Below are 25,274 nucleotides of genomic sequence, written 5' to 3'. Positions count from 1 at the left end.
GAGAGGCTTTATGATGGCGTCGAATGATGTCGCTTCGCGCCTTATTTCATCTTTACTTAATTAGCCTGTTAATAGCTTAACCGCTCTGAGAGTTGCGATTGCCCATGATGTTCAATGGCAAGACTGACATTGTGTGGGTCTAAGTGCTTAAGCGCCGAAATTTCAGCATAGAGCTTATCCTGCACATCGAGCGGGATATTCATTTGATCCATAAACATATGGATCCCCAAGATATCGCCGTGGCTGAATAAGGTAGTGAGTTTTGCTGCTTCAAACTCAATGATGGCATTCATATCGACCTCCTACTCGCATCATTATTTAATTGATAGCAGTTTGTGCCCGTCTTCCTAGATTCTTTGCTTGTAAGCACGCGCCCTTTAGTGCATTAGGCTATATCAACTGAAAGGCTTTCATTTCGAGATACGTTTTTGCGGCTTTTTAAGCGTTAAAAACCGTTTTTATCTTTTAGATCGAAACAAAACTGAAAGTTTTCTGTAATTATCGATCTGGCTTTGGTATACTCTGCGCCACGGAAATTCCCTTTCCTCATGGGCAAAATGTCATCATAGAACGGCATGCCTTTGCGACCTTACAAAATCGAGCAGGAGTTGTTATGGAAGTTCATGAATACGAAAACGCTTACTACCAAGTTAAAGACGACGTGATGACGTCTTTACCTGCACAGAGCGAAGAAGAAGCGGTCTAAGTCTTGTAAACCTAAGGTTTACAGTGCGGATTCTGAGTCTGAAGTAACAAATACAAGCACATGAAAATAGCAACCCTAGGGTTGCTATTTTTTTATCCGTTGTAGGAGTGCAAGCAGAGTGGGGAAAACCGTTTAGCCATTCACCTTACGTTTTTCAGGCATGAACTCAACGATAATCCATTTGCCGCCAATTTTATGCAGGCGAATGGTTCTGTCATCAATCCAAGGCTGTCCACCCTTTAAGCCCTTCATCTTAACGACGACCATGACGTCTTTGGTGAACTTACGGAAAAAGTCGATATCGATATCATCAATTTCCATTTCGACATTGGTCATCGACAGGCCGAGCATATTACGCTGTACCGCTGCGGCGATGTAATAGTGGGTTAAGACTTCTTTGAGTGGAGCATCGACATATAACTTGGCTTTCTCCACATCTCGGTCAACATAAATGGCGCTAAAAAAGCCGAGACTTACCTCTTCGGGAGTGAGTACGTGCTGCTCTTTGTCTCCAGCATCGCCACAACCAAACAAAAACAATAGTGAAAGGAAAAATAAGGTTCTCATGGCTTTTCGTTATAGGAATTTGTCATGAGTATCGCGATTTTAGCGGTCATGTTCAAGTTTTGTAATAATGGAGGTCACTGCCGAAAATACCTTGACTCTGAACTGCCGCTTATGGCATATCTTAAAGAATTGCTCGATTGGGTTATCCACAGAATCTGTGGAAAACCATGTTGAAGACTAGATGGATACTTTTTAAGTGGCTGATTGTATATTGTTTTATTTGCTGGTTAAAAAGTGACGCTTTTCTGAAGCTTGCTTCTTTTACCATTTCCTTGTGGATATTTTCTTAGATTTTCCCAGTCTATTCACAGCGTGCGAATTCCCCAAACAGTATTTTTATTGCCTTTTGTGTATATTTTAAGCGTTTAATGCTGCCCATTTTACAACGGATTATCAGCGTAAATAAAAAAGCACTGAACAGGTCAGTGCTTTTGTGATGATGCTTTAGCTGAGTATATTAGGCTTTGTTAGCATCGTTTTGTGACGCTTGAATCGCCGTCAGTGCGATAGTGTAGACGATATCGTCCACTAAGGCGCCGCGGGATAAGTCGTTCACTGGCTTACGCATGCCTTGCAGCATTGGGCCAATACTGATGAGGTCAGCACTACGCTGTACTGCTTTGTAGGTAGTGTTACCCGTGTTGAGATCGGGGAATACGAATACAGTCGCTTGGCCCGCAACAGGGCTGTTAGGCGCTTTAGAACGAGCCACGTTTGGCATAACGGCCGCGTCGTATTGCAGTGGACCGTCGATAACCAGATCAGGACGTTTTTCTTTCGCGATACGGGTCGCTTCACGCACTTTATCCACATCCGAACCAGTACCAGAGTTACCCGTTGAGTAGCTGATCATTGCCACTCTGGGTTCGATGCCGAAGGCTTTAGCAGATTCTGCCGATTGAATGGCGATATCGGCCAGTTGTTCAGCGTTAGGATCGGGGTTAATCGCACAATCACCGTAAACCAGCACTTGGTCTGGCATCAACATAAAGAAGATAGAAGAAACAAGGCTAGAACCCGGGGCTGTTTTGATCAGTTGCAGCGGCGGACGAATCGTATTGGCTGTGGTGTTTACCGCGCCAGAGACGATACCATCAACTTCGTTTTGCGCCAGCATCATAGTGCCGAGCACCATGTTGTCTTCTAACTGCTCTTTGGCAACGACTTCAGTCAGGCCTTTGCTGCGACGCAGATCGAGCATTGGTTCAACATAGCGATCACGTACATCATCGGGGTCGACAATCACAACGCCTTCGCCAAGTACTACGTCTTGTTGGGCTGCAATACGCAAGATTTCATCTTTTTTACCTAACAGCACGCAACGCGCAATGCCTCGTTCGGCACAAATCGCGGCGGCCTTGATGGTACGTGGCTCATCACCCTCTGGCAGCACCACGGTTTTGTGGGCGGCGCGCGCAAGTTCGGTGAGCTTATAACGGAACGCTGGAGGTGATAAGCGATGTTCCCTTGGAGAGTTTTTGGTCACGCTTTCAATCCAGCTTTGGTCGATATGGCTGGCAACGTATTCCTGAACTAGATCGATACGTACTGCATCATCCACCGGTACTTCGTGGTCGAAGCGTTGGATATTTAATGAAGTCTGCCAAGTGTTAGTATCGATGAGGAATACCGGTAAACCTGTCTCGAAGGCCTGTTCACACAGTTTCAGAATTTCAGGCTCTGGCTCGTAGCTACCCGTCAGTAGCAGGGCACCAATCTTCACGCCGTTCATGGCGGCAAGGCACGCTGACACAATCACATCGGAGCGATCGCCTGAAGTCACCAGCAGTGAATCTGTCTTAATGTGGTTGACCATATTGGGCAAACTGCGGGCGCAGAAGGTGACTTTACGCAGGCGGCGGGTGTTCATCTCGCCGGCATTGAGAATGCGGGCACGTAAATGCTTAGCCAGATCCGATGCGCGTGGCGCGACCAAATCGAGGTTGTAAGGCACGCTACCTAAGATCCGCAGTGGGCTCTTACCCGGCAGTTGGAACATGATGGACGCATCAGAGCGTTGCACGCCTTGATGATCGAACACTTCCGATAAGTCTGGGCGCGCGCGACCTTCATCGTCCACCGGTGCACCAATCTTGTTGATCACGGCACCAATCAGACGTTTGTTGTTTTTGCCGCCCCATGAGTTGTAGGCAATTTCAAGGCGGTTCATCAGGCCAGTTGGCGTGTCGCTGCCGGGGGTGGCAATGAAAATTACGTCCGCGTCCATTGCCTTGGCGATAGCGTAGTTAACGTCATCGGCAAAGGGATGGTTGCGGGTAGGTACCAGACCTTCAACAATCAGGGTTTCGGTGTTGCTGGCGCATTCCGCGGCGCGGGCAATGATTTGCTCCATCAGCACATCAGTTTGGTCAGCGCGGATCAGTGCTTCGGCATGGGCCATATCGAAGGGCTCTAATGGATTGACCGTGGGCGATTTGCTTAAAATCGTGGTAGAGCGCTCTGGGCCATTATCATTAGGACGCAGCTGGGAAATGGGTTTAAAGAATTGGACTTTTACCCCGTGGCGCTCTAATGCACGCACCATACCTAGGCTTAAGGAGGTCAGGCCAACTCCTGTGCCTATGGGGATTAACATAATATTTCGAGACATAAAAACCTCTAAGTTCGATGGTTTTTGGCAGAGTAAGTCGTCTCTGCTGCTTTGCTTGTGTTTGTTTAGCTGTATGTCGCTAATAACAAAGCCGTTTGGCAGAGCAAACGGCTTGGATCATCTTATTATTTAGTAATGAGTTTAATCGAATCTTCGGCGATAACCCACTCTTCGTTGGTCGGGATGACCATTGCAACAGTACTGTTGTCTGTGGTGATGATGCCTTTCTTGCCGAAGCGGGCCGCTTTGTTTCGCTCACTATCGACATGGAAATTGAAGATTTGTAGCAGATTGAGCACTTTCTCGCGGATGAGATCGGAGTTTTCGCCGATACCACCGGTAAAGACCACGGCATCTAAACGACCGAGCGGCACAGTGTAAGACGCGATATATTTCGCCAGACGGTAGCAGAAGATTTCCAGTGCTAAGGTCGCGCCTTTGTGACCATCGGCATAACCTTCTTCGATGCCACGGCAATCGTTGGTCAGCTCAGAAATTCCTAACAGACCACTTTGCTTGTTCATTAGGTTGTTGACTTCTTCCAGTGTGTAACCCAGTTGGTGCACTAAGTGGTAGATGATAGAGGGGTCGAGATCGCCACAGCGTGTGCCCATGACTAAGCCTTCAAGTGGCGTCAGTCCCATTGAGGTATCAACGCTCTTACCGCCTTTAACCGCCGTCACCGAGGCACCGTTACCTAAGTGCGCGCAGATCACATTGGTTTCTTCTAAAGGTTTGTTCAACACTTTAGCGGCTTCACGGCTGACAAACAGGTGGCTAGTGCCGTGCATACCATAGCGGCGGATACCGTGTTCACGGTACAGCTTGTATGGTAGAGCGTAGATAAAAGCGCGCTCAGGCATGCTTTGGTGGAATGCAGTATCAAATACCGCCACTTGTGGCAGTTTAGGGAAAGACGCAATGGCCGCGCGAATACCGATAAGATGCGCAGGGTTATGCAGTGGCGCCAGAGATGAACACTCTTCAATACCTTTAATCACATGCTCGTCGATGATCACTGAGCGGGTGAACTTCTCGCCGCCGTGTACGATACGGTGACCTACGGCCTGAATTTGCGCGGCTAATTCAGGTTGACCGGCAAGGATTTTATTGACGATAAATTCAACGGCTTCGCGGTGAGCGGTAAATGCACCTAAAGAGGATTCATGCTTTTCACCGTTGATTTTCCATTTAATGCGCGAGTCTTCTAAGCCAAAACACTCGGCTAGGCCAGAGATCTGATCGTCACCTGTTTGCGCGTCAATGACGGCAAATTTGAGTGAAGAGCTACCGCAATTGAGTACTAAAACCAGTTTATTAGACATGTGTAAACCTTTTGCCATTGTGTTTAAGTTAACGATTCAAAATCTTGGGAACGCTTGCGTAATTTGCCATCACAGTCTTGGGGCGCAGTGCCAGATTGTGCTATGGTAAAAGGTGTTCCTCTGTTGTAGGTGTCTAAAATTGAGTATCAATATTCTCAAAACCTTAGGTGACGGTCGTCGCTATATGAAGACGTGGCCTATGGTTAGACAACTGGGTTTGTATTTTCCTGAGTATCGGGTGGTACGCGCCACTCAGCTTGCCATTCTGGTGATGCCAGTGCTGGCGATTTTGGCGAGTGTGAGTCAGATTTATACCTATGGTTGGGCGTTTTTACCTCAAGCCATCACAATCGCGTTGTTCTTTATTAGCCTGCCGTTGCAGGGCTTATTATGGTTAGGCTGGCGTGCGCGCCATCCATTACCTTTATCGCTGTTCGACTGGAGTAATCAGTTGAGTGCGAAATTGTCTGCCATGGGTATTCATTGCCAATCCTTGGGCGCTAAGGCGTGTTACCTTGATATGGCGCTCATCTTAAAAATAGCCTTTGAGCGCTTAGATGCCAGTTATTGGGAGGAGCTTTAAGCCTCCCTTGGCGTCTTAATACACCGCATTAATCCCCTGTGAGCTAAACACGGCTTTAATTTTTTCCATGGTGTCGCGACTCGGTGGTGCGACGCCATCGAGTTGATAGCTTTCTCCCATCGCTTCCCACTTATGTTTACCCAGCTCGTGGTAGGGCAGGAGTTCAACTTTTTCAATATTCTTCATGGGCTTGATAAATTCGGCCAGTTGTAATGCCGAGGCTTCATCGTCGGTAAATCCACCCACGACCACATAACGTATCCAGGTAGGCTGATTGCGTTTGGCGAGGTACTCGGCAAATTGCAGCGTTCTGTGGTTACTGACCTTTGTCAGTTCAATGTGTTTATCGTCATTCATTTGTTTGATATCGAGCAACACCAGATCGGTATGATCGAGTAGCTCATCAATCACTGGCGTGTACTTACGCACAAAGCCGTTGGTATCTAAACAGGTATGAATGCCTTCTTTTTTACAGGCTTTAAAAAGTTCGGCGACAAACTCCGCCTGTAATATGGCTTCGCCACCGCTGGCGGTCACACCGCCGTTGCTGGCATCGAGGAAGGGGCGGTAGCTAATGATTTGGCTCATTAACTCGTCGACCTGTACTTCTTTGCCACCATCAAGATCCCAAGTATCACGGTTATGACAATACTGACAGCGCATTAAACAGCCCTGCATAAAGGTGATAAACCGTATGCCTGGACCATCCACTGTGCCAAAGGATTCCACTGAGTGGATCCGACCGGTAACTGCCATTGTGACTCCTGTTGAAATAAGTGAGGCTGTAGCACATTGTACTACAGCCTTACCTAATTTAGCTTACAGACCTTTTGTGAAAGTACGTGTGATCACGTCTTGCTGCTGCTCTGGGGTCAAAGAGTTAAAGCGTACTGCGTAACCCGATACCCGGATGGTCAGTTGTGGATACTTGTCAGGGTTAACGACCGCATCCTCAAGCATTTCACGGTTCATCACGTTAACGTTCAAGTGTTGACCGCCTTCGTGTCCTTCGTTGTGGGCGAAATATCCGTCCATCAACGCCGCGAGGTTAGTGCGACGACCGTCTTCATCTTTACCTAAGGCATTCGGCACGATGGAGAAGGTGTAAGAGATACCGTCCTGTGCGTGGGCAAAAGGCAGTTTTGCCACTGAGGTTAACGAGGCAATCGCGCCTTTCTCATCACGGCCGTGCATTGGGTTTGCGCCCGGTGCAAATGGTGCACCTGAACGGCGACCGTCTGGCGTGTTACCGGTTTTCTTACCATAAACCACGTTAGAGGTAATGGTCAGAATTGACTGAGTTGGGATAGCGTTGCGGTACATTTTACGGTCGCGGATCTTCGACATAAAACGTTCAACTAGGTCACAGGCGATATCGTCGACGCGTGGGTCGTTGTTACCAAATTTTGGATAATCACCGCTGATCTCAAAGTCGACGGCAATGCCGTTTTCATCGCGTACAGGTTTAACTTGAGCGTACTTGATGGCTGACAGTGAGTCGGCTGCGATTGAAAGCCCTGCGATACCACAAGCCATAGTACGACGTACGTCTCTGTCGTGCAGCGCCATTAGCGCTGCTTCGTAGGAGTACTTGTCGTGCATGTAGTGAATAGCGTTCAGTGCCGTGACATATTGCGTTGCTAACCAATCCATCAGGCCGTCTAAGCGATTCATCACGTCATCGAAGTTTAATACTTCGTCGGTGATTGGGTCGGCTTTTGGCGCGATTTGGATTTTCAGTTTTTCGTCAACGCCGCCGTTAATCGCGTACAACATGGTTTTGGCGAGGTTTGCACGGGCACCGAAGAACTGCATGTGTTTACCCACAACCATTGGGCTCACGCAGCAAGCGATAGCGTAATCGTCAGATTGGAAATCTGGGCGCATTAAGTCATCGTTTTCGTACTGGATTGAGCTGGTGTCGATAGATACTTTCGCGCAGTACTTTTTAAAGCCTACAGGCAGTTTGTCAGACCAGAGCACAGTGATGTTTGGCTCTGGGCTTGGGCCCATAGTGTATAAGGTGTTTAAGAAACGGAAGCTAGATTTGGTCACCAGTGTACGGCCATCTAAGCCCATACCGCCGATTGATTCAGTTGCCCAAATAGGATCGCCTGAGAATAACTCATCGTATTCTGGAGTACGTAGGAAACGCACCATACGCAGTTTCATCACGAAATGGTCAATCATTTCTTGAGCTTGTTGCTCAGTGATAACGCCGTTTTTCAGATCGCGCTCGATGTAGATATCGAGGAATGATGAAGTACGGCCTAAAGACATTGCCGCGCCGTTTTGGCTCTTCACTGCGGCTAAGTAACCGAAGTAAGTCCATTGGATCGCTTCTTGGGCGTTTGTCGCTGGGCGAGAAATATCGAAACCGTATTTCGCGGCCATTTTCTTCATTTGACCGAGAGCGCGGTGCTGCTCGGCAATTTCTTCACGCAGTTGGATAACGTTAGATAAATCTTCGCCGGCTTCAAACTGGGCTTGCAGTGAGCTGAACTGGGCAAATTTATCCTTCATTAAGAAGTCGATACCGTACAGCGCTACACGGCGATAGTCACCAATAATACGGCCACGACCATAGGCATCGGGTAAACCAGTTAATACGCCGGATTTACGGCATGCCATGATTTCAGGGGTGTAGACGTCGAATACGCCTTGGTTGTGGGTTTTACGCAGTTCTGAGTAGATGTATTTTACATCGGCGTCGAGTTCGCGGTTGTAAGCGGCACATGAGCCTTCAACCATGCGAATACCACCGTTAGGTAACATAGCGCGCTTGAGCGGCGCATCGGTTTGTAAACCAACGATAGTTTCTAAATCTTTATTGATATAACCCGCGTCATGGGAAGTGATGGTAGAGACCATCTTAGTATCGAAATCAACAGGCGCGTGGGTGCGGTTTTCTTGCTTGATACCTTCCATCACTTTGTCCCACAACTGGGTTGTGGCTTCGGTGGCACCGGCTAGGAATGACTCGTCACCTTCATAGGGGGCGTAGTTTTGTTGAATAAAGTCACGTACATTGACTTCAGATTTCCAATCGCCAGGGGTAAAACCTTCCCATGCGTTGGCAAACAGTTCAGTTTTGTCGGTCATCGTACTAATACCTTTTGGTTGAGATAAAGGTCATTGGCGCTCATGGGGCAAACCATGTTGAGTATAGGCCAATCGCTATTTCCTGATTAAAGCTCCCTTCAAGATGACGCCCTATGATGGGAACTGGAACTTGGGGATATTTATCGCGCCAAGTGTCTGTCTATTGATACCCGATAAGATGACAAATATTCGTTTAACTTGGATTATCGGCTATCGATAACTCTTTTATAAATTGGTAAGACCAATTATCCATAAGCATATTAACATAGCTCTTATACTCTCGCATCTTAAACGGGCGAGTTTGTGCCCAGTTGATCGCAAATTTGCTAGCAAGGTAGCATTTTTTTAGCACAATAAGGTTTAAAGCACGCTTTTGCTGGCCGATTATGGGCCAATGTCATCGCTTATTTGATTGACTGTCGCGCTTTTAACCGACGAAAGCTATCACCGTATCGATTGATTTTAATTGTTTACGATTTCGGCGGCCTTTGGCCTGATAATACAGTCGTCGCAAAAGGCTCGTTTATACGGGATGCTTGGTGGTAGGGCATTTGACTGAAAATGAGCCGATATGAAATCGTTTCGTCTGAGGGGGTAGAAAACATGAATGTTTTTCCTCAAATGAATGTAGCGCGAACAGTGGCGTCGTCAACAAGCCGTCATCTTGATTAGGGAAACTTGCCTTCTGTAAAGTTAAATCTGCTTCATCTTGCCTAAAATGATATTAAAAAGTGACATGCAAAATAGGTGGAAGGTGATTGAAATTGGTATGACCAATTAACCTTTTGTGTTTGTAGCTTCAAAATTTGTACATTTCTCCTGTGAATAGCATCACGCTTTAGTAATCTCTGCTTCACAGCGAATACGATTTGTATGTTACAAAGCGTGACTTTAGTGAGCCATCATTTAAGCAAGTCTTAATGTAAATGTTGATTGGTTTGATCTGCGCTTGGGCGCTGTAGGAGAGACCTATGTTGCAAGTTCGCGTTTGTTTATCGCCTTTGGGAGTTCAGTTATGAAAGACTCACATGCTAACGCTCCACAGACATCATCAAATGGTCATGAGCCTGTGCAGGTTTCTTCGCATTTTAGTTGTTATCACCAGGCTGAAATTTATGGCAAAAGTAAAGTCGTTAAGGCGCCTTGGCAATCCTTTGGTTTAGCAGTATTTGCTGGCGCTTTTATTGCCTTAGCCTTTGTATTTTATCTGACAGTAACCACTGGCGCGGGTGATAGTGCCTGGGGCTTAGTGCGCCTCGTGGGCGGGATTGCCTTCAGCTTAGGCTTAATTCTGGTGGTGATTTGCGGCGGCGAGCTGTTTACCAGCTCAGTGCTGAGCAGCGTTGCATGGGCGCAAAAACAAGTGACTACCAGTGAGTTGCTCAAATGCTGGAGCCGCGTGTATATCGGCAACTTTGTCGGTGCCATGTTAATGGTTGGCTTGATTATGGCGGCGGGTTTATATGAACTCGATGGCGGCAACTGGGGCTTAAATGCGCTAAAAGTGTCACAACATAAGCTACATCATACTTGGATACAGGCATTTAGCTTAGGTATTTTATGTAACATGTTGGTGTGTCTGGGAATTTGGATGACCTTCGCCAGCCGCGAATCCCTGACCAAAGCGATTTTACTGATCCTCCCTGTAGCCATGTTTGTCAGCAGTGGCTTTGAGCACAGTATTGCAAACCTGTTTATGGTGCCGCTTGGGATCACCATCCAGTCGGTCGCCAGCCCTGAGTTTTTTGCTTCTTTAGGTGTAACCCAAGAGCAATTTGCCGATTTAACCGTGGCAAACTTTGTATTCAATAACTTAATTCCCGTGACCTTAGGGAACATTGTCGGTGGCGGCGTGATCGTTGGCCTCGGTTATTGGTGGATTGAGCAAGGTCAAATTGCCTTACCCGATCCGCAAAAATCCCATCAACCTCATTTTTTTGCATCGCCTCTGCATACTGAAAAAGCGAAAAATAGCCAAGAAAGTAAGTAAGAGAGTCAGTCACTAAGCGAGCCAGTAACTAAGCGAGTCAGTCACATAAAAAATGCCCAGTGTTACTGGGCTTTTTTTGCTGTATTCGCCGTAGCTGACATTTTTTGTGGATTGCTTGGGTGTGATAGATGTAAGCATTTTGCGTATTCATGCAAGCGAATGAAGATTTTATGTACTGATTTACAGCGCTTTAGTTTATAGTGCGGCCTTTTCCGTTTGACATAAAATGGCGCATCTATGACGACTCCACCCTCGACGACTCAGCCAACTGAAGCAGCTCAGACTGCTATGGCACCATCTGCTTCACACGCTCCCTCATCCTTTCAAATGCCCGATACCTTAGTGATCATCTTTTTTGTGGCATTACTTGCGGGATTAATGACTTACTTTATTCCGATTGGGTCGTTTCAAACCCAAGAGGTGCATTATCTGGCCGATGGCGTCGATAAAGCGCGGACGGTAGTCGACCCTAATTCATTTGCTTATGAATTGGATGATGCGGGCGAGCCTAAGTTACAACCCGTGGCACTGTTTAAAGGCGAGGGCGGGGTTGGCTTTTTTAACTTCGCATTTGAGGGCTTAACCTCGGGTTCTAAATGGGGCAGCGCGATTGGCGTGATCATGTTTATGCTAGTGATTGGCGGCTCCTTCGGGGTGGTAATGGCCACAGGCACCATAGATAACGGCATCTTAAAGTTAATCGATAAAACCCGTGGCAATGAAAAGTTATTCATTCCGGTGATATTTACGCTGTTTTCCCTCGGCGGCGCCGTATTTGGCATGGGAGAAGAGGCCATTGCCTTCGCGATTATCATCTGCCCACTCATGATCCGTTTAGGGTACGACGGCATCACCACTGTGATGGTGACCTATGTGGCGACCCAAATTGGTTTCGCCAGTTCTTGGATGAATCCTTTCAGTGTGGCAATTGCCCAAGGCATTGCGGGGATCCCGGTTCTTTCTGGCAGTGAGTTTCGCTTCCCTATGTGGCTCGGATTCACATTGCTTGGCATCGTTTTTACCATGCGTTACGCCCATCGCATTCAGCAGCAACCAAGTCTTTCCCATAGCTATCAGTCCGATGCTTATTTCCGTGATCACCATGCTAATACGAAGCTCGAGAGCCGCTTTAATCTTGGGGATGTGTTGGTGCTGTTGTTGTTAGTGTTAACTATGGTGTGGGTAATTTGGGGCGTTGTGGCAAAGGCGTGGTTTATCCCCGAGATCGCCAGCCAGTTTTTTACCATGGGTATGGTGGCCGGCGTTATTGGCTGCGTGTTTAAGCTCAATGGCTTAACGCTTAACAAGGTCGCGCAGAGTTTTAAGGATGGCGCTAAAACCATGTTAGAGCCAGCCCTTTTAGTGGGATGCGCCTCGGGGATTTTACTGCTCCTTGGCGGCGGTACTCCGACTGAACCGAGTGTGCTTAATTCGATTCTGAACAGCGCAGGCGGAGTGATTGGCCATCTGCCGGATGCGCTCTCGGCGTGGTTTATGTTGTTGTTTCAATCCGTATTCAACTTTTTCGTGACCTCAGGTTCAGGGCAGGCCGCATTGACTATGCCACTGATGGCTCCTCTTTCTGATATCGTCGGTGTGACGCGCCAAGTGGCGGTATTGGCCTTTCAGTTAGGCGATGGTCTCACCAATATCATAGTGCCCACCTCAGCATCTTTAATGGCGACCCTTGGCGTATGCCGCGTCGATTGGGGCAACTGGCTGAAATTTGTGTGGCGTTTTATGTTGCTGCTGATGTTGGTCTCAAGCGTGCTGGTGATTGGCGCGCACTATCTTGGATTTAACTAGGTACGGGATTTAACTAGGTGCGCGGATTTCGCTGGGCGCTGGGGTTCACCTTAAGCTGCGGGTAAATAGGCGCTAAGGTTAACTCAGTTAATTGGTTAAATAGGAGATAAAAAACGGCATCCGAGGATGCCGTTTTTGTGTGGTTTTCTATCTTCCTATAGGGAAATTAGAATTTCACTTTATATCCTGCAAACACTACACGGCCCACGATGTTATGGGTGTCAGTATCGTATCCAGGGTAACCTAAGCTGTAGTTAACTGTTGGCATCGCATCGAACAAGTTACGAGCACCAACAGTAACTTTGCCATAGCTGTCGAAGTCGTAGTTCAATGTCAGATCCCACGTAGTGAACGATGAGAAGTCTTGTTTATTTGTGCCAACTTCTTGTTGTTGTGGAGTTTCACCATCATAAGAATCAATGTATTTAGCAATCAAAGATGCTGAGAAGTCATCAATGGCGTAGCTAAATGTTGTATTGAAACGTAGTGGTGGATAACCCTTAGTGCCTAATACGTCATAACGTTTTGCAATCGGGCTTGCTTGCTCTGTATATTCAAGAGCATAGGTTCCTTCAACCGCAAACTTAAATGCACCAAATTCAGCAAAATCGAAGTTTGAGGTGAATGACACGTCAAGACCTGATGTTTGTACGCCATCCATGTTGATGTTGCCAGCGCCAATTTCATCGATGGTACCGTCAGCTTTACGTTTGACGTAGATGTAGTTAGGGTCATAAGCATCTAAGCCACCAATCGCTTCTAAATCCACAATTGTTTGTGCATCGATGTAGCTGACTTGGTCTGTGATTTCGATGTTGTAATAATCAACAACTAAGTCGATGTTTTCAGTGATATTCCATACGGCGCCGAAAGAGTACTGAGCAGATTTCTCTGGATCTAGCTCTGTGTTACCTGAACTCTTACGTAGGTATTGGTTATCTTCACAAGCTGGGTTGCCGTCTTTCTGATCAGCAGGCAGACTTTGACACAGAGTGGTGTCAGTGATTCTGTCATAACTGGTTGCTGGCTTGCCTAACAAGTCATCCAGTGATGGTGCTCTAAAGCCTTGGCCGTAAGATGCACGTAACACTAGGTTATCTAATGCTTCGTAACGTACGTTTACAGAGCTTGAAAGTTGACCAACATCTGGCAAGCTATATTGGTCGTAACGGCTCGCTAGTTTCACGTTTAAGTGATCTAATACTGGCAGTTCCAACTCAACGAATGCTGCTTTATAGCTTCTATCACCAGCAGAATCACCACCATAAGTTCCTAATACGTTACCTGCTGCTTGTTGAGCATCACGGGTATCTTTGTATTCGATTTTTTGGTATTCCATACCCACTGCGTAACCTAAGTCACCACCAGGTAATGAAATTGGAGCCAGTGCAGCCCAAGATAAACCAGTACCTGTTGTGTTAGATGTCGCTTTACGAGTAGCTGTGTGTAAGAAGGTGTCTAACGTGTCTTGCGTTGCGTTACCCCCCTCAACGAATGGGTTGTACAAGCCTTTATCTACTGCTTCTTGTAACTTATCTTCGAATACGTAAGAGTCAGTTTCAATGTTCACGATTTGATCTGAGTATTGTACGTACCAACTCAGAGAGCCTGCATCTAATTCAAGGTTTAGACCCGTTACGATATCAACTACGTTTGAATCGAATTCTGTTTTACGGTCTGCAACACCTTTCAAACGGTGATAGGCTTGCACTTCAGATGCATTAGCAGTACCGAATGTTGGGTTTAATGGGTTATCTGCTGCCATGTATAAGTTAGGAGTCCATAGCGCAGTTGAAGAGGTGATGGATTTATCACGCATAACGATAGCTTGACCAAACCACTCTAATTCATCGGTAATGCGATAAGTCATATTCGAGAATACAGAGTCTTTTGTCTGATCTGGTAGATAATCAGTGCCATCAAATTGGTTAAAACCACAAGCTGAACCGTCTTTGCTGGTAACAATACGATCCGCTGGACAGTCCTTACCTGGAACTTGCAAACCTGTATAAACAGGAGTGCCGAAAGTACCATCAGCACCTTTTACCGGGCGAGATTCAACTGGACGATATGTGCCTTCTGGCGCATATAAGCCACTACGACCGTATTTCTTATCCCAGTTAGCCGTTAAGTGAGGACGTTGACCACCTTGTAGTGGATCAAATTGCTTGTGTTCGATGATCACTAAGCTGCTGCTTTTATCGCTAGTATTACCGAAAGTGACAGAAGCTGATTTCTCATCTCTACCACCTTGAGTAGGGCTACCAAACTTAGCATCGAATGCTAAACCGTCAAAGGTTTTCTTCAGGATGATGTTAATTACACCACCGATAGCATCTGAACCGTAAATTGCTGATGCACCGTCACGTAAAATTTCAATACGCTCGATTGCATCCATAGGGATTAAGTTGAGGTTCGTTGAATCGCCACCAAAGGTTGCCGATGGCGCAATACGGCGACCGTTGATCAGGGTTAACGTACGGTTTGAACCTAAACCACGCATACCAGAACTGGCATGGTTACTTGCAGAGCTACCTGCATCACTAATAAAACTACCAGCAGTGTTAAATGGCATTTGTGCTAAAACAGCAGAAACATCACTTAAACCTGTTTTGGCAATATCTTCTGCTGATAAAACCGTAACAGGTAAAGCAGATTCCATATCCGTTCTTTGAATACGAGAACCCGTTACTTCAATACGTTCTACCTTAGCATTATCTTCTGCTGCATAAATAGCTGTGCTAGATAAAGCTGCTGTGGTTGCACCACCAATTAACGCAAAGCGAACCGCTTTGGCTAATGTCGAATTAGCGCGCATATCATTCTCCCTTAACACTTGTTATTTGTTTAATTGTTATTTTAATTAAATACGGAACGTTGTAAGAAATAGAGTCCTATTTAATTAGGCTCAAGATATAACCACAAGAAAATAACAAGTGCAACAGTGTAAATTTAGTAAGGTTGCGATAGTTAAATGTTAATTGTTATTCTGTTGTTAATTAATTGCTTTGGATTCGTTTTTAAGAATGGTTTTTAGCGAGGGTTAATGGATTTTGATAATAAAACAAACGATAAGATTAATGAAAGGTTTGTGGTTTGTTTTTATTTTGTTAAAATTGAAAGTATTTGTAATAATAAAATAATCATACTTTTTTTGGATAATTAAAATTTATTTTCGCGCATCCTAAATATACAGTTATGAATACTGTATTTTGTGTGGTGACTTATTAAAAATACCTTAAAATAGCGACTGCTGTACCGTTTTGTTTGTTTTTTGCTCTATAATTTGTATGCGACAACTTTAGTCAGTCTTAGTTTTTATAAGATGATGTTTAATTAAATACAATGCGTGAATTTTAATTCACGCATTGTATTTAAATTAATGTCTAATGAGTAAATTTTATTGGATGATTATCGTTCAATTTTTTACTGTTTTAATACTTAGGACTTATTTTAGGCCGCAGTAACCTTGTTCATTTTGGGGATCGGTTGAGGAAGATAATGGAGAAGATACCTTACTGCGACATAACAAACGACTAAGGTTGCAATACCTAGTTCGAAGTCGGCAAGTAATTTTACCCATTGGCTGAGCTCGTTCATTTGACTAAATTGCGCGAGCCAGTGAGCGGTTTTAAACAGTGCCGTCGCGCCGATCACCATGGGAAAGGTGAACGCAGCATAGCCAGGGCTAAAGGGTAATTTGAGCAGATGAAAAAAAGCGAGATAAATCACTGCAGTCATCAATACCGCAATACTGGCCAATACGGCGACCAAGGCAATCGAAGGTTGATCGCACACAGTTAAGTAGCCCGCTAAGGATAAACTGGCTGGCGCGGCGAGGATGGCAATCGTTGGTTTAGCGGCATCGGGCACGGCCTGACAGAAGATTAATCGATAGAGCATCAATGGCAACATGACTAAATATGCGAGCATGCCGAAGGCTAGGATTAAGTTCACTAACCAAGGCGCGCCATTACTTGGGAAGGATACTGCCGCCACTATGATGCCAATGGGTGGCACAAACCAGCTGGGCACCATATGTTCGAGTTTGAAGTCGATAGCGCGGTAGTAAATAAAGGCGCCTAAAAAGATGACATGGATAACAATGGCGGTTAGCCAGAGGGTTAAGCCAGCATGGGGGAAGTAATGGCCGAGTAGGTTCGACACTACCATCAAGGCCATGGCGAATGTCGGGATCACACTACCGACGACCGGATGGCTGAGTTCGTTTTTCAGCACTGAAGGATGCAGTATAAATTTTGCAGCAAGCAGCATGAGTAAGACTGAGGCGATGGCTGCCCCTGTCAGTTGGCCCCAACCATTGAGTGAGGGCGCCACACTCTCCCAAGTCCAACCTAAGCTTGCAATCGCGAGGGCGAGTCCGCCCATAGGGCTAGGTAATTTTACTGCCTGTGCTGTCCAGCGTTTACGTTTTGAAGTCATGTTTGTTACCTCTCAACACTGACATTAATTCGATGTGTCTATCTGATAATGTCAGTGTATGGTCGAGGGTTTGATAAATAAAATTGATTAATTTTATTCAGATATTCAAATTTTCTAACGCTTAAGGTTTTCGTTTACACCGCAGCAAAGTATGCCCCAGACCAAGGTTGTCAGTGTCTTCATCGACGTATAAGCCCGCTTGATGTAGTAACGTTATCAAGTCCTTAGAGTTGTACATACGGCTATTACCATTGGCCATCGCAGTAAAATACAAGCTAGTCGCATTGACGCAATAGGCTGAGGCGGCGGAGGGTTGTCTGTCCCAGAAGGTTTCGACAATGAACAACTGACTGTTTGGCGTCATCGCCTGAGCGGTGCGTTGCAAAATGCTGAGGATTTGCTCCAAAGAGAAGCAGTCGAGGAACTGGCTCATCCAATAGGTATCGGCGCCTTCGACAAAGGGGCGTGATTCATCGAGCAAATCGGTGGCAAAGGTATGGATCCGCTCGGCAAAGCCATGCTTGGCAGCATTGTCTTTGGCTACGGCTAATTGGCCGGGGAAGTCCATCAGGGTGACTTCAACCTCTGGATCAAACTCACAGCAGCTTAGCGCCCATTTACCTGTGTTTCCGCCAATATCGACTAAATGCTTAGGCGAATGGGCAAACACTAAGGGTAAAATCTGCGGAAAAGCGTGGTCAGAATAATAGTGATCGAAGGTAAACCAGCTGGCCTTTGCCTGAGCAGGTAAATCCTTAAGGGCGGGGTAAATCGTCTGCCAATCGCCAAATACCGCTAAGCCCGCGGGTTTACCCGCGACTAGTGCCTTATCCAGTTGAAACAGTCCCTGATAACACACGTCCTGTACAAAATTGAGGTTAATAGCTGCCATATCATCGTGCAGTAAAAAATAGCCTGTTTTATCGAGCACATAGGCATCGCCATTGAGCCATACCAGCCCCATACTCAATCCCATATCGAGTAAGACGCCAAGGGCATACTCGTTTAACACACTGGTTTGCGCGAGTTGGGCAATGCTTACCCCTTGTTCGCCTGCTTGGTCAATGGTGGCTAATACTTCAAATTTCAGCAGGCAATGGGCAACCTGAAAACTGATGGGGCCAAAGGCGATTTTTTGCGCCTCAAATTTGGCATCAAAGGCACTTAAGGTTTTCGGGGTGTGATAGAAGGACATAAATTGGCTGAGTTTACAAAGAAATACAGCCTTTATAGCGAAGTTAACGGCAAAAGTCAGAGCGGTGATGGAAAACTATGAACTAGCTCCAACTTAGTGGATAAATGCGGATCTGAGGGGGGGTTAAGCGGTGTTAATCGTGATTACCGATAAATTTCGGCCATAAAAATACCCAGACAAGGCTGGGTATTTTTGCAGGCCGAATCGCCTGATTACTGAATGTTTTCTTCGTCGCCAAACTGGCCTTGGAACAGTACCGAAGATAAGTAACGCTCGGCAGCCGAAGGCAGGATAACCACAATGTTTTTATCTGCAAATTCAGGCAGAGCAGCGATGCGGTTAGCCGCAACCACAGCTGCACCAGAAGAAATACCGACTAAAATGCCTTCTTCTTGCATTAAGCGGCGCGCCATGTCGATGGCTTCATCGTTGGTGACGGTTTCAACGCGATCGATTAACTCAAGATCTAAGTTACCAGGGATAAAACCTGCGCCAATACCTTGGATTTTGTGCGGACCTGGTTGCACAGGTAATCCCGCTAAGGTTTGAGTGATAACCGGTGAATCTGCGGGTTCTACTGCAACAGAAGTAATGGCTTTGCCAGCGACTTTTTTCAGGTAACGGCTCACGCCTGTGATAGTACCGCCAGTACCTACACCTGCAACAAACACATCCACAGCACCATCGGTATCGTTCCAAATCTCTGGACCTGTGGTTTTTTCGTGGATTTCAGGGTTAGCAGGGTTATTAAACTGCTGCAGCATAATGTATTTTTCAGGCGCTGATTGACGGATTTCTTCCGCTTTATCGATAGCACCTTTCATGCCTTTTGCACCTTCGGTCAGCACTAGGTTTGCACCTAAGGCTTTAAGCAGTTTACGACGCTCTAAGCTCATAGTATTTGGCATAGTTAACGTCAGTTTATAACCACGGGCGGCCGCCACATAGGCTAAGGCAATCCCGGTATTACCAGAGGTAGGCTCAATCAGTTCGTGATCTTTGGTGAGCAGGCCTTTTTTCTCGGCATCCCAAATCATATTGGCACCGATACGGCATTTGACACTGAAACTTGGATTACGTGCTTCGACCTTTGCCAGCACTTTACCTTGGCTTACGCGGTTTAAACGCACTAACGGGGTGTTGCCAATAGTATATGAATTGTCTTCGAAAATTTTGCTCATGGATTGCTTGCTCCTATGTTTGCACTATTGAATCATAATCGCCTGTGGCGCATTTAGAAGTGATTGTTTGTTCTTCTTTATTCGATTTGGTTATTAAAGATAATCCTGTTATTCGCAAAGCCCAATTGGCTGTGGGTTTAACTGTGTTAACCTCTTGCTAACATCAATAAAAAATTACGCGTATAAAAGAATAACCACTTGATGTTTCACTTATAAAACCGCTATCGGAACCGGATTGCCACACTATGAAGCAACAACAAACGGACTTGGGCAAAGATCCAAGAACTATGGTCACCCCTAAGGCATTCACTATTGCCGAATCTGTGCTTTACACCCCGCTAGCGACGCCATTAAGGCGGGCGTTGGCGATGTTAATTGACGGTTTATTCATCACTATTTTAGCCGAACAAATGGATTGGCTGTTTGTTCTGCTGGTGGTGGGGATTATTTATATCGAGAAACGCAGTCGCCAGTTTGGCCGCTTACTCAAATGGGGCCTCTATGCCGCCATGCTGGGATTAATGCTCTTTAGCTCGGCGGGAAATTTGTGGAATTTCCATCAATCGAATCAATCCACCCGCGAAAAGGTCTCCGCGCCCCAGGATATTAACGCTGTTGTTAAGGCGATTCCTGGTCTTGTCTCCCTCGGACTCTGTGAAGATACCGATTGTGCCCGTGAACAGATCCGTGCCTTGCAGCAGACGCTCGAAAATGGGCCCATGGAGGGAATGTCGGCAGCTGAGCGCCGCGATATGGTATTAGATACTTTAGCAAGCACGGAGTTATCCGATGCAGATAAAGCGCAGTTACGTGATGAAATTATGGCGGGCAGCCTCTGGCCCGAGGTGAAGGTGTTTGAAGTCACCCTAGACTCCACTAAGGGCTCAGCTAAAAACTCAACCAAGGATCCAAACATATTATCACCGCCGCCACAGCCAAATCAGTCGTCCGCTGGCAAGCTTGACGCCGTTCCCGTATCTGAACCGCAAACCGATGGATTAGCCCACGCTCAAACCGATAATCGAGCGGCCATGGAAAACGCTCCCTTAGTTCCTGACGCCAACCTCAATCCTTTGCATCAAACCGAAAGCCGTAACAGTGAAGCCGATGATGAGGAAGAGAGTGACACCCGCAGTGTGCTTGCGTGGATCAAAGGCTTTATGAGCGATATGGGTTTAGGTTTTGGCTGGGCCGCATTTTACTTCACTGTGTTTACCGCCAAATTTGATGGTCAGACCTTAGGCAAGAAACTCTTAGGCATCCGCGTTATCCAACTCGATGGCGCTAAAATCAGCCTTTGGGGAGCATTTGGCCGTTATGGCGGTTATGCGGCGGGCTTCACGACGGGCTTACTGGGCTTTATGCAGATATTTTGGGATGCCAATCGGCAGGGGATCCAAGATAAAATATCTTCCACAGTCGTGATAGACTTAGCGCAAATGCATAAAAAGCAACAATTAGAGCAGCAACAGGCGCAGGCTGAACACGCATTGGCCGCCGTGCCAACACAGAATAATGCGACGTCTGCTCACCTTACAACAAGCACCCGTTCGGAGCACCTATGAAACAGGTCGTTATTTCTGGCAGCGGTTTATTTACGCCGCCACACAGTATTTCAAATGAAGCTTTGGTGGAGAGCTTCAACGCCTATGTTGATATGTTTAACCTTGAAAATGCAGGACTAATTGAGCAGGGCCATGTTGAGCCGCTGTCTTATTCCTCCAGTGAGTTTATCGAGAAGGCCTCGGGCATCAAACACAGATATGTGATGGTTAAAGACGGTATTCTCGATCCTGAAATCATGATGCCGCTTATTCCTGAGCGTAGCAGTGACGAGTTATCTATGCAGGCCGAAATTGGGGTTGAGGCGGCTGTGATGGCGCTTAAACAAGCGGATGTGAAGGCCGAGCAAATCGATTTAGTGATCGTTGCCTGTGCTTATACACAGCGCGCGTATCCAGCGATGGCGATTGAAATACAGCGGGCACTGGGGACCCGTGGCTATGGTTACGATATGCAGGTTGCCTGTTCTTCAGCCACCTTTGCCATTGTGGCCGCCGCCAATGCGATTGCAACGGGCTCGGCGTCACGGGTGTTAGTGATTAACCCCGAAATTTGTTCAGCGCAGGTGAACTACCGTGACCGTGACAGTCACTTCATCTTCGGGGATGTGGCGACTGCTATGGTGCTTGAAGAGCAAAGCCTAGTGGCCGCCAATAAGGGCTTTAACATTGTTTCAAGTCGTTGTTTTACAGATTACTCGAACAATATTCGCAGTAATTTCGGTTTTTTAAATCGCTGCGATCCAAGCTCGGCGCATCAGGCGGATAAGTTATTCCACCAACAGGGCCGCAAAGTCTTTAAAGAACTGTTGCCGATGATCTACCAACATTTAGACGAGCATTTGGCCGAGCAATCCCTCACGCCACAGTCCTTTAAACGTTTGTGGTTGCACCAAGCCAACATAAACATGAACCAATTTGTGGTGAAAAAGCTGCTAGGGGATGAGGTAACGCCTGAGCAAGCGCCCGTGGTGCTCGACGAGTATGCCAATACCGCCTCCGCAGGCTCAGTGATTGCCTTCCATAAATATTCCGCTGACTTTAAGGCGGGCGATTTAGGGCTATTAAGCTCCTTTGGCGCGGGTTACTCCATCGGTAGCGTGATCCTGCAAAAACGCTAAATTGACTAAAGCCCTATTATCACTAATGGGGCTTTAGCTTTTATATCAGCACATTGATAAAACGGCTTGATGCGGTACCTTAACTGAAAATGCCTTTACTCAAGCAAGGCAGTTGGCTGCCTAAAAACGCTTTTTTCTTTAAAGCCTCAGTAGCAATACGAGAACCTGTCACCATGACGCTTGTTCATCCTGATTCGGATATTCCGTTTCATCCCAATCCTGGCTGGTTTCTTGGCGCTTTTAATTGTTATGACCGCGAGGAAACGCTCGGGGAAACACTCAATCGCTACGATCCTTTAGATCCCGCGCAGCTGCAAGCACTGTACGATGCTTATGTGTTTGATGAGTTTGGTGAACAATTGGGATTTACCTCTGCCCACTGGGTCGCGATGGCGACGAATTTAATCGCAGCGCTGAGTGAGACAAACCATGATTTCGCCATTTATTTAACGATTGATGAAAGCGAGGAGGAATGGTGTTTTCCTTCAGCGTGGGTATTCCCTAAGCCACGTTATCCCTTTGAGCAGGCGTATCTTGCGCTGGTGCGGCATTGGGGAGTGGAGCTCACAGCAATAGGGATTGCGCTTCCCAGTCCAAGCTTAATGGGTATCCATGAGTCTTAGTTAGCATTCCGATTTAAGCCCACAAGCCTTGCTGTGGGCTTTATGCTCAACCTTTCAGCCTAGAGTAACCAGGCGTAACTTAGCTTCATAAAATAGGTCTTCTCATCCCGAGTGAGCCGCGTGAGCTCATCATCCGAGGTTAAACTGTCGGAATAGCCCAAATAGAATACGCTCTGGGGATTGAGTTTGTAGCCGTAGAGGATTTCATTCCCTAAGTGTGCCTCTTCGCTATCGGGTGTCGAATACAAATACTGCGCAAGATTACGCTCGATTTGGGTGTAAATGCTCGATAGGCGAATAAAGCTGTGCAGACTCAATTGCCAGTGCAGACGCACATCCGAGAGATTTGCGGTAAAGAGTTTATCCTGCTCGACTTCCATATGTTGATATTGATGGGATACATCCATCGACAGGCCGTTGGCAATTTTCCATGTGAATATCGGATTGATTAAGGTTTTTGTGCCTAATCGATCGTTAAGGAAGTCAATCTCATCGCCGTAATGGATCTCCAGCTCAAGACTCAGGGCCGAGGTGGGCGTAATCGCGCCGTAAAGCCAGCCTTGGGTTTCTTGGTATTGATTGCTATTACCTAATACTGCTAGTTGCGTGCTGTCATGGCGTGGGCCGACGCGTTCCCGAGTTTCTATCCCAAAGGATAACTCACTCTGCAGCGCGCCATACATTTCCCAAAAAATCTCAAACTCTTGCTCGAGCTGCTCCCCAGCTTGATTGTGGGTGATATCCCAGTCGCCGCCGAATTTAATCTTGTTAAATACGGTTTCGGGATACCAAATTAAGCCACCACCGGCCATAAAGGTGCGGTAATCAATTTTCTCCACAAAGCCTAAATCGGCGCGAAAATCGGGAGACACGTCGTGGTACTCGCCGTAGGCAAACCAATCGCGGGCGTTGTGTTCGTAGGTCAGTTGATACAGGGCGCCACGGAAATCCCGATCCGATTGGCTACGTAACACTTGCTCATTCACTTGGCATTGGCCGAGCTCACAGCTTAATGGCGTTTGGCCGCAGAGTAGCCCTTCTGTCAGTTCTCCCTCCACATTGCCGCAAAACTGTTGATACAGAGCAGTAGGGTAGCGTGTCTGGGAATAGGCAACTTGAGCGGTAAAAATATCCTGAGCTGTTGGTTGGTATTTCGCATCTAAGCTCATGACATAATTGTGATAATCATTTTGCTCGGCAAATGCTGTCAGTTGGTTGTCGGCACTGCTCTTGGCCGTGATTAGCCCACCAAAGGAGAAGGTTTTATCCATGTCGAAGCGGTAACGCGCCGCCAGATTGAGGCTTTCCTCTTCTAAGGAAGTGACCTCAGAACTTAAATTCCCCGGCATCAAAAAGGTGGTTTGGCTGTCATTAGCGGCAAGCAATGCCCAAGTGTGTTGCTCGGTTTGGCTGGTGAGTTTTAGCCCATAGTCCGGCGATACAATATTGCGGGTATGCAGCAGATTCACTTGGGTATCGAAGTAGTCTTTATTGTCGAGGAAGAAGGGGCGTTTCTCATCAAAAAACAGCGCAAAAGTGCTGTTGATATCGAGCTGGCCAGCATCAGACTCCACCTGGGAGAAATCGGGATTTATGGTGGCATTTAGCAAGGTGCGTGAGTTGATACCCCAGCGTAAATCGAGCCCGGGTTCATAATTGCTTTGCGCTTGCCAACCATTTTCGCTTTTTTGCTCATTGCGATTGGCGACAAAGGACGGGGTAATTTGCAGATCTTGCCCTTGCTTGGCGGAGGCTAAACCCGTGGCGACGCCGAGCTGGCAGAGCTGGCAACTGATGTTGCGATCGATTCTATGGGTAGAGATGCGATGATTTTCATTGCGTGGATAGTAGCGGATCAGCTCAAATCCCCATTCTTGAACGGGCTTTTTATCGTCAAAGTTAAATAGCCGTAATGGCAGCTCGACTTCAACTTGGTAACCCTCGGCGGTGATTTTACCAGCGGTTTTCCAAATGCCATCCCAAGCTTCGCTCTCTTCGCCCGTGAGCTCATTCTCTATCGAGTCTAGTTGCACGCCCAGTGGGTTGATAAAAAACTGATAGGCCAAACGCGCGTTGTTAAAGGTATCGAGTTTGATCCCTACTAGATCGTCGCCCCAAAGATTATCCCTGTCCTTGAGGGTGGCGCGGATATGTTGTGGCAGACTGTCTTTGGCGATAAAGGCTACAAATAGGCTGGTTTGGGTCGCGTAGATTCTGGCCTCGGTGTAAACGGGCGCCGCCGTGTTTTCGCCAGGTTGAGTCTCATAGCGTAGCTCGGCCTGCGCCGCATGCTGCCAAACCGCCTCATCAAATTCGCCATCAATATTGGCGGCATCTTCTAAGGTCGGAATCGTTAATTGAAATTGGCTGGCAGAGCCCGCCAAGCTTGGCGAACTGAGAAATACCGCAGTCGATAACACTAAGGGGAGAAACGTCTTCAACAACAAGGCCCAAATCAT

At 46.8% G+C, this 25,274-nt stretch carries 17 protein-coding genes; 6 read left to right on the top strand and 11 right to left on the bottom strand.

All coding sequences use genetic code 11. The features are described from left to right. Window positions 1-68: 68 nt before the first annotated feature. From ACUZ8J_RS13035 to ackA, 4 genes are all read right to left on the bottom strand, one after another. Window positions 69-293: a hypothetical protein gene (locus ACUZ8J_RS13035; RefSeq protein ID WP_011622269.1), complete on the bottom strand. Its 225-nt coding sequence runs from the start codon at window positions 291-293 to the stop codon at window positions 69-71. Window positions 294-838: 545 nt separating this feature from the next. Next, on the bottom strand, window positions 839-1,273 hold the full coding sequence (locus ACUZ8J_RS13030; protein WP_011622271.1) for a hypothetical protein: 435 nt from the start codon (window positions 1,271-1,273) through the stop codon (window positions 839-841). Window positions 1,274-1,730: 457 nt separating this feature from the next. Further along, window positions 1,731-3,884, bottom strand: coding sequence for a phosphate acetyltransferase (pta, locus tag ACUZ8J_RS13025; protein WP_039977696.1), 2,154 nt, complete (start codon window positions 3,882-3,884; stop codon window positions 1,731-1,733). A 125-nt stretch (window positions 3,885-4,009) separates the two neighbouring features. Continuing rightward, window positions 4,010-5,209 (bottom strand): acetate kinase, encoded by a 1,200-nt coding sequence (gene ackA / locus ACUZ8J_RS13020; RefSeq protein WP_039977694.1) that lies wholly within the window; start codon window positions 5,207-5,209, stop codon window positions 4,010-4,012. Window positions 5,210-5,348: 139 nt separating this feature from the next. Between ackA and yfbV the strand changes: the two genes are divergently transcribed. Beyond that, window positions 5,349-5,792, top strand: a complete 444-nt coding sequence (gene yfbV / locus ACUZ8J_RS13015; protein ID WP_084294847.1) for a terminus macrodomain insulation protein YfbV — start codon at window positions 5,349-5,351, stop codon at window positions 5,790-5,792. Window positions 5,793-5,807: 15 nt separating this feature from the next. On the opposite strand, the gene pflA is transcribed toward yfbV, so the two are convergent. Both pflA and pflB read right to left on the bottom strand, forming a co-directional pair. Beyond that, complete coding sequence (pflA, locus tag ACUZ8J_RS13010) at window positions 5,808-6,548, bottom strand: pyruvate formate lyase 1-activating protein (protein WP_023266326.1); 741 nt, start codon at window positions 6,546-6,548, stop codon at window positions 5,808-5,810. A 63-nt stretch (window positions 6,549-6,611) separates the two neighbouring features. Beyond that, window positions 6,612-8,894 carry a formate C-acetyltransferase gene (gene pflB, locus ACUZ8J_RS13005; RefSeq protein WP_446694034.1) on the bottom strand — a complete coding sequence of 761 codons (2,283 nt, stop codon included), beginning with the start codon at window positions 8,892-8,894 and terminating at the stop codon, window positions 6,612-6,614. A gap of 1,015 nt (window positions 8,895-9,909) precedes the next feature. Here pflB and focA point away from each other — a divergent pair. Next, complete coding sequence (gene focA / locus ACUZ8J_RS13000) at window positions 9,910-10,884, top strand: formate transporter FocA (protein WP_446694033.1); 975 nt, start codon at window positions 9,910-9,912, stop codon at window positions 10,882-10,884. A 237-nt stretch (window positions 10,885-11,121) separates the two neighbouring features. Then, on the top strand, window positions 11,122-12,690 hold the full coding sequence (gene yfcC / locus ACUZ8J_RS12995; protein ID WP_446694032.1) for a putative basic amino acid antiporter YfcC: 1,569 nt from the start codon (window positions 11,122-11,124) through the stop codon (window positions 12,688-12,690). Between the two features lie 166 nt (window positions 12,691-12,856). Here yfcC and ACUZ8J_RS12990 read toward each other — a convergent pair whose 3' ends face one another. The 4 genes from ACUZ8J_RS12990 to cysK all read right to left on the bottom strand — a co-directional run bounded on the left by ACUZ8J_RS12990 (window position 12,857) and on the right by cysK (window position 19,509). Continuing rightward, complete coding sequence (locus ACUZ8J_RS12990; RefSeq protein ID WP_446694031.1) at window positions 12,857-15,508, bottom strand: TonB-dependent receptor plug domain-containing protein; 2,652 nt, start codon at window positions 15,506-15,508, stop codon at window positions 12,857-12,859. Window positions 15,509-16,143: 635 nt separating this feature from the next. After that, the gene (locus ACUZ8J_RS12985; protein WP_446694030.1) at window positions 16,144-17,133 is read right to left on the bottom strand and encodes a TDT family transporter; all 990 of its coding nucleotides are present in this window, start codon (window positions 17,131-17,133) and stop codon (window positions 16,144-16,146) included. 121 nt (window positions 17,134-17,254) lie between these two features. Further along, complete coding sequence (locus ACUZ8J_RS12980; RefSeq protein WP_446694029.1) at window positions 17,255-18,328, bottom strand: methyltransferase; 1,074 nt, start codon at window positions 18,326-18,328, stop codon at window positions 17,255-17,257. A gap of 212 nt (window positions 18,329-18,540) precedes the next feature. Next, window positions 18,541-19,509 (bottom strand): cysteine synthase A, encoded by a 969-nt coding sequence (gene cysK, locus ACUZ8J_RS12975; protein ID WP_011622282.1) that lies wholly within the window; start codon window positions 19,507-19,509, stop codon window positions 18,541-18,543. A 245-nt stretch (window positions 19,510-19,754) separates the two neighbouring features. Here cysK and ACUZ8J_RS12970 point away from each other — a divergent pair, with 245 nt between their 5' ends. The 3 genes from ACUZ8J_RS12970 to ACUZ8J_RS12960 all read left to right on the top strand — a co-directional run bounded on the left by ACUZ8J_RS12970 (window position 19,755) and on the right by ACUZ8J_RS12960 (window position 22,815). Next, window positions 19,755-21,074, top strand: a complete 1,320-nt coding sequence (locus ACUZ8J_RS12970; protein ID WP_446694028.1) for an RDD family protein — start codon at window positions 19,755-19,757, stop codon at window positions 21,072-21,074. Continuing rightward, window positions 21,071-22,192, top strand: coding sequence for a beta-ketoacyl-ACP synthase III (locus ACUZ8J_RS12965; RefSeq protein WP_086903907.1), 1,122 nt, complete (start codon window positions 21,071-21,073; stop codon window positions 22,190-22,192). Before ACUZ8J_RS12970 ends, ACUZ8J_RS12965 begins: the two co-directional genes overlap by 4 nt. 173 nt (window positions 22,193-22,365) lie before the next feature. Beyond that, window positions 22,366-22,815 carry a hypothetical protein gene (locus ACUZ8J_RS12960; RefSeq protein WP_446694027.1) on the top strand — a complete coding sequence of 150 codons (450 nt, stop codon included), beginning with the start codon at window positions 22,366-22,368 and terminating at the stop codon, window positions 22,813-22,815. Between the two features lie 59 nt (window positions 22,816-22,874). Here the strand turns inward: ACUZ8J_RS12960 and ACUZ8J_RS12955 are convergent, their stop codons facing one another. Then, window positions 22,875-25,274 carry a DUF5916 domain-containing protein gene (locus ACUZ8J_RS12955; RefSeq protein WP_446694026.1) on the bottom strand — a complete coding sequence of 800 codons (2,400 nt, stop codon included), beginning with the start codon at window positions 25,272-25,274 and terminating at the stop codon, window positions 22,875-22,877.

The organism is Shewanella sp. Koi 1, from assembly GCF_052907445.1.
The sequence above is the reverse complement of the archived record's forward strand: the minus strand, read 5'-3'. Positions and strand labels throughout refer to the sequence as shown.